Origin of the sequence: Rhizobium sp. LjRoot254, from assembly GCF_964254105.1 — a bacterium.
GTDB lineage: Bacteria > Pseudomonadota > Alphaproteobacteria > Rhizobiales > Rhizobiaceae > Rhizobium_E.
Window position 1 is genome coordinate 4,500,445 of sequence record NZ_CAXUSM020000001.1, and the last position, 13,465, is coordinate 4,513,909.

Genomic DNA, 13,465 nt, shown 5'->3' on the forward strand with positions numbered 1-13,465 from the left:
CGGTCAGGATCGGCAGCCGCAGCGGAGGGATGCGATATGCCGGATATATGGAATGGGCAATGCTTTTGCGGCGGCGTCAGATACCGGATGCATGGCCGGCCGATGTTCATCCATTGCTGTCATTGCCGCGATTGCCAGCGCCAGACGGGTGGCGCCTTTGCCATCAACGGCCTGATCGAAGCTGATCGGATCGAGCTTCTCGGCAGGTCACCCGAACCGGTGCGCATGGCGACGGAAAGCGGTCATCCGCATGACATCTATCGTTGCAGCGAATGCCGATCGCCGATGTGGAGCGATTATGGCGGGCGCAACTGGCTGCGGTTCCTGCGGATCGTCACTCTCGACACGCCGGATGACTTCGTGCCCGACGTTCATATCTATACGCGCTCGAAACTGCCCTGGGTCGTGCTGCCGGATGGCGCCCGTGCCTTCGAGGAATATTATGATGTGAGGCAGGAATGGCCGGCGGCAAGTGCCGCGCGATACCGTGTTGCGAAAGAAAAGGCCAGCGCAGCCCGATAGATATTCAGATCGCTTCGGCGAATGAAGGCTTTTTGACCTTCCTACCGCCAAAGGCGCGCAGGAATGTCCGCACCGCGTTGCGGGCGGCACTTTCAAGCTCCGCCTCGGCAGGTGTCTCGCCGAGCAGCAGCGGCATTTGCAGATCGGCATTGCCGAGCGCCAGGAGCTGCCGGGCCGCGACGTCGAAATCGTCGATCTCGAGCGCGCCGCCGGCGCTGAGCCGCGCTAAGCGTGCCGCGAGCGCGCTTGTCAGCTTCAATGGGCCCTGGCGACGCCAGGATTCGAAAAGATGCGGATAGCGGGCGCCCTCGGTCTGCACCAGCTTGCGCAGGAAGCGGCCGTCCTTGTTGCAGACGCAGTTCTTGTTGAGCCGCACGAGGAACGCAGCGAGATCCTCTTCCAGATTGTCGGCGTTTTCGGGAAACGTCGACAGCAGCGCAAAGACGGCGGCATTGGCACGTGCCAGCACATCCTCGACCACCGCCATGAAAAGCGTCTCCTTTTCGCGGTAGTGATTATAGACAGTCTGGCGCGACACCCGCGCCTCGACCGCGATCTCGTCGATGCAGGCGCCGCCGAATCCTTCGCGGCAAAATACGTCTGCTGCGGCACCGATGATAGATTGGCGCTTGGCCTGATGCCCGCGCGGAGCAATCGATTCCAGGGTTTCCGCCACTGCCAGATTTTTGTTCATCACTAAAAGATAATGCACCTTGACGAATTAGACAATAGTGTCTAATTTTACATGCGTGTCCAAATTTGTGGACACGGTGTTTATCGAAGGTGCGATCCTCCCAAGCCGCGCCTTCCCCATATCATTCATCAATGGAAGCAAGCGGCGGATGGCAATCCGGCTGGTCCGTTTCGCGTACTATGAAAGATAAAATCATGAGCGCTTCTTTTTATCGCCCCGCCATCATTCTCGGTCTTCTATCCGCTATCGGCCCGTTTGCGATCGACATGTATCTTCCAGCATTGCCGGCAATCGGCAAGGATCTCGGCTCGGATACCGCTGTTACGCAACTGAGCTTGCTGGCATTCTTCATCTCCTTCGCGCTGTCGCAGCTGGTCTATGGCCCGCTTTCCGACATGTGGGGGCGCAAGCTGCCGCTCTATCTCGGCATCGGCATCTTTGCCGCGGCCAGCGTCGGCTGCGCATTGGCAACGGATATCGAGAGCCTGATCGCCTTCCGCTTTTTGCAAGGCATCGGTGGTGCCGCCGGCATGGTCATTCCCCGTGCCGTGGTACGTGACATGCACACGGGCGTCGAGGCCGCGCGCCTGATGTCGCTGCTGATGCTGGTCTTCTCGATCTCGCCGATCCTGGCGCCGCTTTCGGGCAGTGCCGTCATCGAGTTCTACGGCTGGCGCGGCGTGTTCTGGGCGGTGACGGTCGCGGCCTTCATCGGCCTCATTCTGCTCGCAACGCAGATGAAGGAGACAAGGCCGGTCGAGCATCGACGTGAGAGCAGCATCGGGGCGGCGCTTTCCGCCTATGGATTGCTGCTGCGCGACAAGAACTTCCTGACGCTGACCTTCATCGGCGGCCTGGGGATTTCGAGCTTCCTCGTCTATCTCGCCAACTCGCCCTTCGTGCTGATCGAGCATTACGGGCTGACACCGGCGCAGTATTCGATCGCATTCTCGATCAATGCCGTGTCCTTCTTTTCCGTATCACAGCTGACGGGTTTCTTCGGAGCCCGCTACGGCCTCGTACGGGTGATGAGGATCGCGGTGACGGCCTTCGCGCTGACCATGGTGGTGATGGCTGCCGTGATGGCCTCGGGCTTCGACAGCCTGCCCGTGATGGCGGTGTTCCTGTTCATCGGCTACGGCTTCCTCGGCCTCGTCATCCCCACCAGCGCGGTGCTGGCGCTTGAGGAGCATGGCGAGATCGCCGGTACCGCCTCGTCGCTGATGGGGACGCTGCATTTCGTGGCAGCCGCCTTCGCCATGGTCATCGTCAGCACGGTGTTCGATGGCACGGCACTGCCGATGGTGGCGGGCATCGCGCTGGTCGCGGCACTCGCCTTCATCCTGACGCAGCTGACGATCGGCCGGCGCGCCGCTGCCGTCAGCGCCGCGGAATAAGATCGAGTTTCCTGATATGGAGAGCCCGCGCCCAGGGAAGTGCGGGCTTTTTCGTTTTCAGTGGCGTTTCACTTCCCGGAAATCGAGTATCCAGGCCATCAGCATGCCCGGCGCCGCAAGCATGATGATGAAGGGCAGCGCCATGTTGACTGCGATCATGTTGTTCCGCGCGCTGACCTCGGTACCCGCCGCGTCGCGGCAGATCATCCGCGTGCCCTTGCTGCCACTCGGCACATCGTCGATATGCTGGCCCTCGCCGCAGAGCGCATAGCCGAGCGCGTCGGACTTGCGGAAGAGATCGCGATTGAACTGGTAGAGTGCCACACTGATGGCAAAGCCGAGCACCAGCGCCGCCAGCAATATGCAGCCGGAGATGATAAGCCGTCCCTTTACGGTGATCGGCTTGCCGGTGATGTAGCGCGAGTGGCTGCTGGCCATTGTTTGTTCCGGTGCGATTGCTTCACAGCCAACGTCTGACCCGGCTCTTATATTCACGATAGGCATCGCCGAATTTCCGCTCCATCGCCGCTTCCTCGAACCGGATGTACCAGCGGTCGGTGATCACGACGAACGCAATGACCACGATGAAGGACGTCAGCACCGGAAAGACGATCGCCAGCCCGAGCAGCATGAGCGAAAAACCGAGATACATGGGATTGCGCGTATAGCGGAATGCACCCTCCGTGACCAGTTGGCCGGGTTCGTTGAATGTCCTGATGTTGGTTCCGATTCTGTGGAAACGATTGGCCGCGGGTATCCCCACCACAAGCCCTGCAACAATGAGCAGCAGTCCGAGCCAATGCCAGGGCGGCGGAATCAGGTTCGACTGAGGCCAGAGGTATCTGGCAGCAATCAGGACGATTATCGCCAGGAGAAAAAGAACGGGCGGCAGCAGCTTCTTCACGACGCGACTCCTTCTTCCCGCATCAAAGTCGATGATGCGCGACCGTCAGGTCAGAATTCAACGACGCGATAGACGCGACCGCCTGTCCGGTCTGTCAGGCCGTCTTGCCGGTCTCGTCGAACACTTCGGCGCCCGGGCCGTTCGTCTTGACCGAATCGATGCAGTTCTTGGCGCTGGCCTTGCTGGCATAGGTCTCGGATCGCACCATGGTCTCGCCGTTCGATGCCTTGAAGCGCACGAAGGTCTGTCCATCCTTGGACTCGACGAGCTCGAAACGGTAGCCGGAACCCGTCTCTTCCTTGGTCAGGTCAACGGTCGAGGCGCCCGGTGCGTTCTTCTTGATCGATTCAATGCAGTTCTTGGCGCTGGCCTTCGAGGCGTAGTTCTCCGACCAGACCATGACTTCGGAATTGTAGAGAAATTGCACCCGGAACTGACCGTTCGCGGCGTCGAGGATTTTGAACTTGTGCATAGTAAGTCCCCCCTTCATGTGGCGAGCGGGCTGGCCCGGAGCGGGCATGCCCATACCAGATGTGTAGTATAGAGACGTTCCGACCGCAAGCCATTGCAACTTGAGAGACAATCCGGTTGGATTTCTCGCTTCGGATACCGGAAGGACGGCGCGGCATGACGAGCGAAAGAATGAAAATGGCTGATGGCGAGTGGTATTGCTGCCTCGATCCGGAACTGGAGGCGCTGAGGCAAAAGGCGCGAAACGCCGTCCACCGCCACAACACGATGCCGCCAGACGAACGCGGCGCGCTGGCACCGGAACTCCGGGCGCTGTTTGCATCGGCCACCGGGGATGTCTTCGTCGAGGCGCCGTTCCACTGCGCCTACGGCATGAACATCGAGCTTGGAGAGGGTGTCTATTTCAACGCGGGCTGCACCATTCTCGATACGGCGCCGGTCCGCATCGGCGCCCGCACGATGCTGGGACCGGGCGTGCAGATCTATTGCGCGGAGCATGCCAAGGATCCGAAGATGCGGTTCGACGGTCTTGAGATCGCCGAGCCGGTGACGATCGGCGAGGACGTGTGGATCGGCGGTGGAGCGATCATTCTCGGTGGCGTGACGATCGGGGCGCGGGCGATTGTCGGTGCGGGTTCTGTGGTGACGCGGGATGTGGCCGAGAATGCGGTGGTGGTGGGCAATCCGGCGAGGGTGATGGGGAAGGCTGAGCGCTAGCTCGCGGCATTTGCATCGAAGTTAGCGTGAAATCTATGCGTTTCCGCCAGCGCCACTAAAATCCCTGAAACAGGAAATCCGTAGCGGCGACAATTCTGTCATGCTGCGAGGACAAGTCAGCTACCGGCTCGCCGAACTCGGACAAGGTGATGGCGGCCATGCGTTGGGTCGCCATGACATAGGAATGACCGTCGATCTCAAATCTTGGATTGAGCTGGCCCATGGTCCAAGTCATGTCCTCAACTGGAAGAAGAGGCACGACGATCCTGGTTTTCAGGATATCGAGAAGATCGGCCTGGAGATCGAGAAGCAGCAGGCCCCCCTGTTTGGAGCGATAGACATGGAAACGCGCCATCAGAAAAGTCGATACCCCGCCAGCGGCAGGCCATGCTTTTCGATGTAGTCATTCTCGGCACGGATCGCTTCGGCATGCTCGGCGCGCCACCGGCGTTCTTTCTCAGCCTTGAGCCTCTGAGCGTCAGCCGATTCTTCCTGAAGTGAGACCTGCCTTGCAGATTTCTGTGCTTTCGAATTCATGCCTATCTCCATTCGGGAGATATCATAACGCATACGTTGTCGGGAGCGAAGCCCCTACTCGTCACTCATCCGCAACGCCGCGATGAACGCTTCCTGCGGGATGTCCACTTTGCCGAACTGGCGCATGCGCTTCTTGCCCTCTTTCTGCTTGTCGAGCAGCTTGCGCTTGCGGGTGGCGTCGCCGCCGTAGCATTTGGCGGTGACGTCCTTGCGCATGGCCGAGATCGTCTCGCGGGCGATGACGTTGCCGCCGATGGCCGCCTGGATCGGGATCTTGAACATGTGGCGCGGGATCAGGTCCTTGAGCTTCTCGCACATGTCGCGGCCGCGCTTTTCCGCCGCCGAGCGGTGGACGAGCATGGAAAGCGCATCGACCGGCTCGCCATTGACCATGATCGACATCTTGACGAGGTTGCCTTCCTGATAGTCGGTCAGGTGGTAGTCGAAGGAGGCATAGCCCTTGGAGATCGACTTCAGCCGGTCGTAGAAATCGAAGACGACTTCGTTGAGCGGCAGGTCGTAAGTGACCATGGCGCGGGCGCCGGCATAGGTGAGTTCGACCTGGATGCCGCGGCGATCCTGGCAGAGCTTCAGCACCGAGCCGAGGTAATCGTCCGGCGTCATGATCGTGGCGCGGATCCACGGCTCCTGGATGTCCTTGATCTTGACGACATCGGGCATGTCGGCGGGATTGTGCAACTCGCGCTCGCTGCCGTCGGTCATCGAGAGCTTGTAGATGACGCTCGGCGCGGTGGCGATCAGGTCGAGATTGAACTCGCGCTCCAGGCGCTCCTGGATGATTTCGAGATGCAGCAGGCCGAGGAAGCCGCAGCGGAAACCGAAGCCGAGGGCCGCCGAGCTTTCCATTTCAAACGAGAAGGACGCGTCGTTGAGGCGCAGCTTGCCCATGGCGGCGCGCAGGTCCTCGAAATCGGCGGCATCGACCGGGAACAGGCCGCAGAACACCACCGGCTGGGCAGGCTTGAAGCCCGGCAGGGCCTGCGCGGTGGGGCGCTTGTCCTCGGTTATCGTGTCGCCGACGCGGGTGTCGGCCACTTCCTTGATCGAGGCGGTGATGAAGCCGACCTCACCGGGGCCGAGCTCATCGATGGCGACCATTTTCGGAGTCAGCACGCCGACACGCTCGATGCTGTATTTGGCATCGGTGCCCATCATGCGGATGGTCTGGCCCTTCTTCAAGACGCCATCGATGACGCGCACCAGAACCATGACGCCGAGATAGGTGTCGTACCAGCTGTCGACCAGCATGGCCTTGAGCGGCGCATCGGCATCGCCGGATTTCGGCGGCGGCAGGCGGTGGACGATGGCCTCCAGCACATCGGGAATGCCGAGGCCGGTCTTGGCCGAGATCATTACGGCGTCCGACGCATCGAGGCCGATCACGTCCTCGATCTGCTGCTTGATGCGATCGGGCTCGGCGGCCGGCAGGTCGATCTTGTTGAGGACCGTGACGATCTCGTGATTGGCATCGAGCGCCTGGTAGACATTGGCGAGCGTCTGGGCTTCGACGCCCTGGGAGGCATCGACGACCAGCAGCGAGCCCTCGCAGGCGGCGAGCGAGCGGGAGACTTCATAGGCGAAGTCGACATGGCCCGGCGTGTCCATCAGGTTCAGCACATATTTCTCGCCATTGTTGGCGAGATAATGCAGGCGCACGGTCTGCGCCTTGATGGTGATGCCGCGCTCCTTCTCGATATCCATGTTGTCGAGCACCTGCTCGGACATTTCACGATCGGCCAGGCCGCCGGTGGTCTGAATCAGGCGATCGGCCAGCGTCGACTTGCCGTGATCGATATGCGCCACGATCGAGAAATTGCGGATATGGGACAGGGGCGTGCGGTTTTCAGTGCTCATGTGCGCCCGCATATCCCGGACAGGTAAAAGTGTAAAGAATGTTCGGGGCAATGGGGCCGGAATTCGCGGGGTTTGGGTGATTTGGGGGTGTGGGTGGGTGCGATACCCCCCTCTGCCCTGCCGGGCATCTCCCCCTCAGGTGGGGAGATTGGATGGGGCACGCTCTCGGCTTCAATTGACCGTCCGTTGCTCAGCACTCGACCTTCGATTTTGGCGAGGCCGGCGCCTCTAGCCAATCTCCCCACAAGAGGGGGAGATGCCCGGCAGGGCAGAGGGGGGCGAGCTTGCTCCGCCGAAACCGATTTCATGTCTATCTTCCCTCCAAACACACCTCCGCATTCACGCGAGCTGTTCCGCCCCGTGGTTTGACCATGCACGTCCCCAATCCCTTCGCTCTGGGCAAATAGGATCGGCCGGGGCACGTCTCCGTGCCGAGTTATATGGCTACCTTTCGGCAGCCGGTAAGACACGCATCCGTGCCCCGTTCGGTGTCTTTTCATCCGCGAACTCGGTCGTCTGCACCCATCCTGATCCCGGACCTGAAATTTCCAGGGGGACGGGCTTGTGTGCGGTACAACGCACGCCACGCGTACTCACCTTGCGGCGGTACCCGGGGGAGACCCCTTCTCGCGGACGCCCTGAATGGAGACTTACGTCATTTCTCCAAACCGGGCACCGGTTCCGCCTCGCCCGCATCGCCATGCGGGGTAGCCGAGGGCAGAACGGGAATGATTATAAGGCTGCCGCAGAGCGTGTGGATTTTTTGGCATAAGGGTTTGATATTGAACGAAATTAACCGGCTAAAACACACTTCTTGGCGAGAAATTGAAGAATGTTTTCTTATGAAATAGATAAGTGATTGATTTTGTTTAGAAGAAACTAGATCTGCCGTTAAGGCACCCCTTGTATCCACTTTCATTGGGATTGTGCGATGCTTGCGACTGAGCCTCGGGTGAGATGGCCACCCCACCCGAGGCGCGGCGAAGTCGCCCGTTACCCCTCTGGCTACAACCGTTGGTGAGCTTGGGATCTTCGCCGTTGTCACGCACGACCGAACAGTCGGTTGAACCCGATCGCACGAACAAGGCAGGTTACCGTGATGTTGAACATTTGTGGAGTGGATGTTTCCAAGAATGTGCTGGATGCCTTCGTGGCGTCGAGCGGCACCTATGCGCGCTTTGCCAATGACGCGGATGGGATCGCGGCGCTGGCCGTGTTGTGCCGAGCAGAGGATGTCGAACTGGTGGTGATGGAGGCCACCGGCGGGCAGGAGCGGATGGCCTATCTGCTGCTGTGGCAGGCGGGTATTGGCTGCGCCGTCGTCAACGCCGCCGCGGTGCGCTACCATGCGCGCTCCAAGGGACTTCTGGAGAAGACCGACCGCATCGACGCGGCCGTGATCGCGAGCTTCGCGGCGATGAAGGATGTCCAAGCCGGCGATCCGCCCGATGTGGATCAGCTGCATCTCAAGGCCCTGGTGACGCGTCTGTCGCAGATCACCTGCGACCTGACTGTCCAGAAGCAGCGACTGTCGAGCTGCGACGATGCCGAGGCGCGGGCCAGCCTGGATGAGGTCATATCCCTGCTCAAGCGTCAGGCGCGTCACATCGAAGGCGAGATCGCCTCTGTTATCGACGACGATCCGCTTTGGGCGAAGTTGGCCGAGGCCTTCTCCTCGATCAAGGGCGTGGCCGGCCGGACGATCGCCATCCTGATGGCCGAACTGCCCGAGATCGGCCTGATCTCCAACAAGGCAGTATCCAAGCTTGCCGGCCTGGCGCCATTGGCCGACGACAGCGGCAAGCGCAAAGGCCAGCGTCATATCAGGGGCGGTCGTGAACGGGTTCGGTCCATTCTCTACGTGATCTCCTGGATCGCCTGCAAATATGACAACAGCCTCGCTGCCTTCCATCGCAGGTTGATCGAAGCGGGAAAGCCCAAAATGGTCGCGCGTATCGCCGTGGCTCATAAAATCCTCGTCCGCCTTAACGCAAAAGCACGAGAAGCGAGAATGGAAATGCAAATTGCAACTTGACACGCAAGATAGTCGCTCACCAAGCGCGTCCATGCGCTCGCTGGAGCTCACGCGGACTTGCTATCCTCTCCCGCAGGGGGAGAGGTAAAAGCCGTGGCACCGCCTTACCCAAACTCGGGGCCGAGCGCGAGGCACTCCTACCTCTCCCCCTGCGGGAGAGGATACGCAGGCCGCATGAGACCAAAGGTCGAATGCTTGGCCGAAGTTGGTGAGGGGTGAAACCTAAACCTTCTCCGGCAACTCCCAGTCGATCGGTGCCAGCCCCTTCGACTCCAGAAACCGGTTGGCCTTGGAAAAATGCCGCGACCCGAAGAAGCCGTTATGCGCTGAGAGCGGTGACGGATGCGGCGCCTTGAGGATCAGGTGCTTGTGCGGATCGACGAAGGCGGCTTTCTTCTGGGCGTAGGAGCCCCAGAGCATGAAGACCGCTGGGCTTTCCTGCTCGTTGACGCGGGCGATCACGGCATCGGTGAACCGCTCCCAGCCCTTGCCCTGATGCGAGGCGGCGAGCGAGCGTTCCACCGTCAGCACGCTGTTGAGCAGCAGCACGCCCTGCTTGGCCCAATGTTCGAGATGGCCGTGGCGCGCCGGCGGAATGCCGAGATCCTCCTGCATTTCCTTGTAGATATTGACCAGCGACGGTGGAATGCGCACGCCCGGCTGCACCGAGAAGCACAGGCCATGCGCCTGCCCGTCGCCGTGATAGGGATCCTGGCCGAGGATCACCACCTTCACCTTGCCGAGCGGGGTGAGATCGAGCGCCCGGAAATATTCCGGCCCGCGCGGAAAGATCACCTTGCCGCGGTTCTTCTCCTCGAGCAGGAATGCCTTGAGGCTTGTCATATAGGGGGCCGAGAATTCGCTCGCCAGCGCCGCTTTCCAGCTGTCTTCGAGTTTGATGGATGTGTCATTCATGCTTAACTCCCTCGACCCAAAAGAAGCAGAACCGGAGCCAGATCGCAAGGAGTTGAAGTTTGATCCGATACTATCGATGCCGACTGTTGGAAGAAGACATGAAGCCTGATTTGCCAATCTGGTTTCTTTACGAGGTGGATGTGGAAGCCGACAATGTGCTTCGGATGATCGAGATTTTTGCCAATGGTTCCAGCGATAGGAATAGTATCGAGATAGAGGCACGATACGGCCCACGGCATCCCACCGTCGTCGATGGGCCATTTATGCAACATGCTGAGATCATAGGGCTTGAAGAAATCGAAGCCGAGGCGTTCGAGGCCGCGTGGCGAGAGGGTCGGGACAAGCCCTATTGGAATGCCCCAGGTAACCAGTTTCCGCCTTCTTCCTGACGGTTCCCGGCGTGCACGCGATCATGAAATCGGCTACAGCTAGGCCGCTTTCAAGGGAGACGGATTTCATGAAGATCAAGGATGTGAAGACCTGGGTCGTGGCCAACGAGGCGGGCTTCGGCGGACCTTATTTCATCTTCGTCAAGCTGACGACCGATGGCAATGTGGTCGGCTATGGCGAGGCTTATAACGCGACCTTCGATCCACATCTGACCGCGAAGCTGATCGAGGATTGTGCTGCCCGCTATCTCGTCGGCCGCGATCCGCACGATATCGAGACGTTCTTCCGCAACTGCTATTCCTCGGGTTTCACGCAGCGCCCGGATGTCACCATGATGGGCTGCTTCTCGGCGCTCGAAATCGCCTGTTGGGATATTATCGGCAAGGAGGCGGGCAAGCCGGTCTACAAGCTGCTCGGCGGACAGGTGCATGAGGCGCTGCGCACCTACACCTATCTCTATCCGAAATCCGGCAGCGTCGTGCCGGCCGATCTCGCCGGCACCAAGAACGTCTATAACGACCCTGAAATGGCCGCCGCCACGGCGCTCGAATATGTCAAGGAAGGCTTCAACGCGGTCAAGTTCGACCCCGCCGGCCCCTATACGATCTATGACGGCCACCAGCCGCGCCTGATCGACATCGACCTCTCGGAGCGAATGGTGAAGGCCGTGCGCGAGGCGGTCGGCACCAAGGCCGACATCCTGTTCGGCACGCATGGCCAGTTCACCGCCTCGGGCGCGCTGCGCATGGCTCGGGCGCTGGAAAAATACGATCCGCTGTGGTTCGAAGAGCCGGTGCCGCCGGATATGCCCGAGGTCATGGCCCAGGTCGCGCGCGGCACGTCCATCCCCATCGCCACCGGCGAGCGGCTGACCACCAAGTTCGAATTCGCCCGCGTCATCGAAATGCGCGCGGCGACGATCCTGCAGCCCGATCTCGGCCGCTCCGGCGGCATTCTCGAGACCAAGAAGATCGCCGCGATGGCAGAGGCCTTCCACATCCAGGTCGCGCCGCATTGCTATTGCGGCCCGATCGTCGCCGCCGCCAATATCCAGCTTGCGACGACGCTGCCGAATTTCCTCATCATCGAGGCGATCAAGCAATTCGACGGTTTCCACGAGACGTTGCTCGAGAAGAAGATCGAATGGCAGGATGGCCATGTCATCCCGTCGAAGGAGCCCGGCCTCGGTGTGGTGCTGAACGAAGCGCTCCTCGACGATTATCCATGGTCCGGCTCGCAGCTGCATCTCTCGATGGTCGAGCAGGTCATCGGAGGGTAGGCCGCCAATCCGGCTGGACTGTCGCTCAGTGAATATCGGCTGCGGTCAGGATGAACATGTTGTTGCGCTTGCTCTTGCCGTAGACCCGCTCGGCGGCTTCGAGGATTTTCTTGCGGAGATCGTCGAAGGCGGAGAGAGCCTCCTTTTCGCTGGAAAGCTTTGCTGCGAGAGCCTTTGCGAGGGTATCGATTCCGATGAAGAACTTGACCTCGAACATGCCGTCATAGCCCATGAATCGAACGCGCCTTTCAGAATCGTCATAGCTGCGGCTGCGATTTGGAAATGATATCGACATCTGAAATCCTGCCATCTTAAGTTTTTCTGGATTGATCGATAATATCACGAAAAGTATTTCCCGGGCCGGGAATTCGTCCACACGGTCGTAAATTGCATTTTTATTTTTGCAATCGACGGATAATCATGGATTGAACGTATTCAGCGAGGCGAAAACCTAATATCGTCGTATTGACAGCTTATCCAGCAGCACCTCGAAAACATGCGGCCAGAGCGAAAGGAAGACGACATGCCTTCCCAATTCAGACAATATTTCACTGAAACCGACCTGACCATGCTTGAGCGCATCCTCGATCGCGCCGGCCTCGCCAATGGCGATGATCCAGATGATCGCAGGAAGCGCCGCGACGGCGCCCAGTTCCTGATCGGCCAGTTCCAGCAGGGCGTGACCGCGGAAAATGCGCTCGGCCTGGCACTGAGGGCCAAGCCGGCTGCCGAGGCGCCCGATCCGGTCACCAGCGCCGGTTATGAACAGGCCGCCCGGCAATACAGGGAGAAACACACGCCGGTCTCCGGCGAAGCCGGCGGCTACAGCTTCGGCCGCCGCGTCGAGCCGAACGGCACATGGACGATCTATCACGTGTTCAGCGGCGCGCCGGCGGTATTCGCTTCGTGGAAAATGGTCGGCCTGCACGTCAAGACGGCGGAACGCGCGTTGAAGATTCTCAACACTCCGAAGCAGGCATAGGACCGTGAAGACCTCCCGGATGCCCGGATGGGCCGCCGGGAAGTCCCGAGATTGCTATTTCTTCTTGCCGATCGGCGTCGTGCTGCCGGCAAGCTTGACCTGCGATCCCTCGGTCGAGACAGTCTTGACGACGCTCTTGTCCTTTTTGGGTTTTCGCGTTTCCTTGTTGCCGCGAATCTGACCTTTTGCCATGGGATGTTCCTCCTGCTGATTTATCGAATATGCGGCTTGCAGAGTTCGATTTCGAAGCGCGCAATGAGGGAGCATAGCACCGAATGCGCGGAGCGCGACTGAAATCGCAAGCGTTGGATGGAAGCAGCTGCGGCGCGGCGAGAACCAAAGTCCGGCCACCCGCGTTACACGATATCGGCGCATAACTGGAAGTCCGGCGCCGCAATATCCACCTATAGCCCATCGGCCATCCGGCATGGAGAGACAATGACGACGCGCGACCACGACCGCCTCGACAGGATCGTCGAGAGATACCAGGCAAAGATGCCGGGCTGGATGGCGCGCTTCGTCGGCTGGATCAGGAAGCCCGAACTGCGCGGGGTGCGACTAGTTTCGGGCGTGTTGCTGGTGCTGTTCGGCTGCGTCGGCTTCCTGCCGATCCTCGGCTTCTGGATGGTGCCGCTCGGCCTGCTGCTGCTGGCGCAGGACGTCACATTCCTCCGCCGGCCGACCGTCAATGCGATCTACTGGGTCGAGCGCAAGGTCAAGGCCTGGCGCGGCAAGCCGAGCGCTTGA

The 13,465-nt window shown here is 60.2% G+C and carries 18 protein-coding genes; 8 read left to right on the forward strand and 10 right to left on the reverse strand.

Translation table 11 applies throughout. The features are described 5' to 3' along the window. Positions 1 to 36: 36 nt before the first annotated feature. Positions 37 to 522, forward strand: a complete 486-nt coding sequence (locus ACSQ26_RS22240; RefSeq protein ID WP_436012737.1) for a GFA family protein — start codon at positions 37 to 39, stop codon at positions 520 to 522. A gap of 4 nt (positions 523 to 526) precedes the next feature. Here ACSQ26_RS22240 and ACSQ26_RS22245 read toward each other — a convergent pair whose 3' ends face one another. After that, positions 527 to 1,216, reverse strand: coding sequence for a TetR/AcrR family transcriptional regulator (locus tag ACSQ26_RS22245; protein WP_436012739.1), 690 nt, complete (start codon positions 1,214 to 1,216; stop codon positions 527 to 529). A gap of 194 nt (positions 1,217 to 1,410) precedes the next feature. Between ACSQ26_RS22245 and ACSQ26_RS22250 the strand changes: the two genes are divergently transcribed. Then, positions 1,411 to 2,613 carry a multidrug effflux MFS transporter gene (locus tag ACSQ26_RS22250; RefSeq protein WP_436012741.1) on the forward strand — a complete coding sequence of 401 codons (1,203 nt, stop codon included), beginning with the start codon at positions 1,411 to 1,413 and terminating at the stop codon, positions 2,611 to 2,613. A 57-nt stretch (positions 2,614 to 2,670) separates the two neighbouring features. Here ACSQ26_RS22250 and ACSQ26_RS22255 read toward each other — a convergent pair whose 3' ends face one another. The 3 genes from ACSQ26_RS22255 to ACSQ26_RS22265 all read right to left on the reverse strand — a co-directional run bounded on the left by ACSQ26_RS22255 (position 2,671) and on the right by ACSQ26_RS22265 (position 3,989). Further along, on the reverse strand, positions 2,671 to 3,051 hold the full coding sequence (locus ACSQ26_RS22255; RefSeq protein WP_436012743.1) for a hypothetical protein: 381 nt from the start codon (positions 3,049 to 3,051) through the stop codon (positions 2,671 to 2,673). Positions 3,052 to 3,073: 22 nt separating this feature from the next. Beyond that, positions 3,074 to 3,517 (reverse strand): methyltransferase family protein, encoded by a 444-nt coding sequence (locus tag ACSQ26_RS22260; RefSeq protein ID WP_436012745.1) that lies wholly within the window; start codon positions 3,515 to 3,517, stop codon positions 3,074 to 3,076. Between the two features lie 94 nt (positions 3,518 to 3,611). Beyond that, entirely contained in the window at positions 3,612 to 3,989 is a 378-nt protein-coding gene (locus ACSQ26_RS22265; RefSeq protein WP_436012747.1) for a YegP family protein, read from the reverse strand. A gap of 155 nt (positions 3,990 to 4,144) precedes the next feature. Between ACSQ26_RS22265 and ACSQ26_RS22270 the strand changes: the two genes are divergently transcribed. Further along, entirely contained in the window at positions 4,145 to 4,705 is a 561-nt protein-coding gene (locus ACSQ26_RS22270) for a sugar O-acetyltransferase (protein WP_436012749.1), read from the forward strand. Positions 4,706 to 4,760: 55 nt separating this feature from the next. On the opposite strand, the gene ACSQ26_RS22275 is transcribed toward ACSQ26_RS22270, so the two are convergent. Genes ACSQ26_RS22275 through lepA form a run of 3 tightly spaced genes read right to left on the reverse strand, consistent with a single transcriptional unit; the run spans position 4,761 to position 7,129 of the window. Continuing rightward, a complete protein-coding gene (locus ACSQ26_RS22275) occupies positions 4,761 to 5,060 on the reverse strand; it encodes a CcdB family protein (protein ID WP_436012751.1) in 300 nt (99 codons plus the stop codon). Then, positions 5,060 to 5,242, reverse strand: coding sequence for a type II toxin-antitoxin system CcdA family antitoxin (locus tag ACSQ26_RS22280; protein ID WP_436012753.1), 183 nt, complete (start codon positions 5,240 to 5,242; stop codon positions 5,060 to 5,062). Before ACSQ26_RS22280 ends, ACSQ26_RS22275 begins: the two co-directional genes overlap by 1 nt. 54 nt (positions 5,243 to 5,296) lie before the next feature. Beyond that, positions 5,297 to 7,129, reverse strand: coding sequence for a translation elongation factor 4 (gene lepA, locus ACSQ26_RS22285; RefSeq protein WP_436012755.1), 1,833 nt, complete (start codon positions 7,127 to 7,129; stop codon positions 5,297 to 5,299). A gap of 1,087 nt (positions 7,130 to 8,216) precedes the next feature. Between lepA and ACSQ26_RS22290 the strand changes: the two genes are divergently transcribed. Next, a complete protein-coding gene (locus tag ACSQ26_RS22290; protein WP_436010505.1) occupies positions 8,217 to 9,152 on the forward strand; it encodes an IS110 family transposase in 936 nt (311 codons plus the stop codon). 222 nt (positions 9,153 to 9,374) lie between these two features. Here the strand turns inward: ACSQ26_RS22290 and ung are convergent, their stop codons facing one another. After that, positions 9,375 to 10,067 carry a uracil-DNA glycosylase gene (ung, locus tag ACSQ26_RS22295; RefSeq protein WP_436012757.1) on the reverse strand — a complete coding sequence of 231 codons (693 nt, stop codon included), beginning with the start codon at positions 10,065 to 10,067 and terminating at the stop codon, positions 9,375 to 9,377. A 98-nt stretch (positions 10,068 to 10,165) separates the two neighbouring features. Between ung and ACSQ26_RS22300 the strand changes: the two genes are divergently transcribed. Further along, a complete protein-coding gene (locus tag ACSQ26_RS22300; protein WP_436012759.1) occupies positions 10,166 to 10,456 on the forward strand; it encodes a hypothetical protein in 291 nt (96 codons plus the stop codon). Positions 10,457 to 10,524: 68 nt separating this feature from the next. Further along, positions 10,525 to 11,736, forward strand: a complete 1,212-nt coding sequence (locus tag ACSQ26_RS22305) for a mandelate racemase/muconate lactonizing enzyme family protein (RefSeq protein ID WP_436012761.1) — start codon at positions 10,525 to 10,527, stop codon at positions 11,734 to 11,736. 25 nt (positions 11,737 to 11,761) lie between these two features. On the opposite strand, the gene ACSQ26_RS22310 is transcribed toward ACSQ26_RS22305, so the two are convergent. Continuing rightward, positions 11,762 to 12,031, reverse strand: a complete 270-nt coding sequence (locus tag ACSQ26_RS22310) for a DUF1488 domain-containing protein (RefSeq protein ID WP_258159676.1) — start codon at positions 12,029 to 12,031, stop codon at positions 11,762 to 11,764. Between the two features lie 228 nt (positions 12,032 to 12,259). Between ACSQ26_RS22310 and ACSQ26_RS22315 the strand changes: the two genes are divergently transcribed. After that, complete coding sequence (locus ACSQ26_RS22315; protein ID WP_436012763.1) at positions 12,260 to 12,718, forward strand: hypothetical protein; 459 nt, start codon at positions 12,260 to 12,262, stop codon at positions 12,716 to 12,718. Positions 12,719 to 12,772: 54 nt separating this feature from the next. Here the strand turns inward: ACSQ26_RS22315 and ACSQ26_RS22320 are convergent, their stop codons facing one another. After that, positions 12,773 to 12,910, reverse strand: coding sequence for a hypothetical protein (locus ACSQ26_RS22320; protein WP_258159673.1), 138 nt, complete (start codon positions 12,908 to 12,910; stop codon positions 12,773 to 12,775). A gap of 246 nt (positions 12,911 to 13,156) precedes the next feature. On the opposite strand from ACSQ26_RS22320, the gene ACSQ26_RS22325 reads away from it, so the two are divergent. After that, positions 13,157 to 13,465 (forward strand): hypothetical protein, encoded by a 309-nt coding sequence (locus ACSQ26_RS22325; RefSeq protein ID WP_436012765.1) that lies wholly within the window; start codon positions 13,157 to 13,159, stop codon positions 13,463 to 13,465.

Excerpts from the sequence above, each read along its gene's own strand:
- ACSQ26_RS22240 (WP_436012737.1), top strand. The coding sequence starts at position 37 with ATGCCGGATATATGGAATGGGCAATGCTTTTGCGGCGGCGTCAGATAC.
- ACSQ26_RS22245 (WP_436012739.1), bottom strand. The coding sequence starts at position 1,216 with ATGAACAAAAATCTGGCAGTGGCGGAAACCCTGGAATCGATTGCTCCG.
- ACSQ26_RS22250 (WP_436012741.1), top strand. The coding sequence starts at position 1,411 with ATGAGCGCTTCTTTTTATCGCCCCGCCATCATTCTCGGTCTTCTATCC.
- ACSQ26_RS22255 (WP_436012743.1), bottom strand. The coding sequence starts at position 3,051 with ATGGCCAGCAGCCACTCGCGCTACATCACCGGCAAGCCGATCACCGTA.
- ACSQ26_RS22265 (WP_436012747.1), bottom strand. The coding sequence starts at position 3,989 with ATGCACAAGTTCAAAATCCTCGACGCCGCGAACGGTCAGTTCCGGGTG.
- ACSQ26_RS22270 (WP_436012749.1), top strand. The coding sequence starts at position 4,145 with ATGACGAGCGAAAGAATGAAAATGGCTGATGGCGAGTGGTATTGCTGC.
- ACSQ26_RS22275 (WP_436012751.1), bottom strand. The coding sequence starts at position 5,060 with ATGGCGCGTTTCCATGTCTATCGCTCCAAACAGGGGGGCCTGCTGCTT.
- ACSQ26_RS22280 (WP_436012753.1), bottom strand. The coding sequence starts at position 5,242 with ATGAATTCGAAAGCACAGAAATCTGCAAGGCAGGTCTCACTTCAGGAA.
- lepA (WP_436012755.1), bottom strand. The coding sequence starts at position 7,129 with ATGCGGGCGCACATGAGCACTGAAAACCGCACGCCCCTGTCCCATATC.
- ACSQ26_RS22290 (WP_436010505.1), top strand. The coding sequence starts at position 8,217 with ATGTTGAACATTTGTGGAGTGGATGTTTCCAAGAATGTGCTGGATGCC.
- ung (WP_436012757.1), bottom strand. The coding sequence starts at position 10,067 with ATGAATGACACATCCATCAAACTCGAAGACAGCTGGAAAGCGGCGCTG.
- ACSQ26_RS22300 (WP_436012759.1), top strand. The coding sequence starts at position 10,166 with ATGAAGCCTGATTTGCCAATCTGGTTTCTTTACGAGGTGGATGTGGAA.
- ACSQ26_RS22305 (WP_436012761.1), top strand. The coding sequence starts at position 10,525 with ATGAAGATCAAGGATGTGAAGACCTGGGTCGTGGCCAACGAGGCGGGC.
- ACSQ26_RS22310 (WP_258159676.1), bottom strand. The coding sequence starts at position 12,031 with ATGTCGATATCATTTCCAAATCGCAGCCGCAGCTATGACGATTCTGAA.
- ACSQ26_RS22315 (WP_436012763.1), top strand. The coding sequence starts at position 12,260 with ATGCCTTCCCAATTCAGACAATATTTCACTGAAACCGACCTGACCATG.
- ACSQ26_RS22320 (WP_258159673.1), bottom strand. The coding sequence starts at position 12,910 with ATGGCAAAAGGTCAGATTCGCGGCAACAAGGAAACGCGAAAACCCAAA.
- ACSQ26_RS22325 (WP_436012765.1), top strand. The coding sequence starts at position 13,157 with ATGACGACGCGCGACCACGACCGCCTCGACAGGATCGTCGAGAGATAC.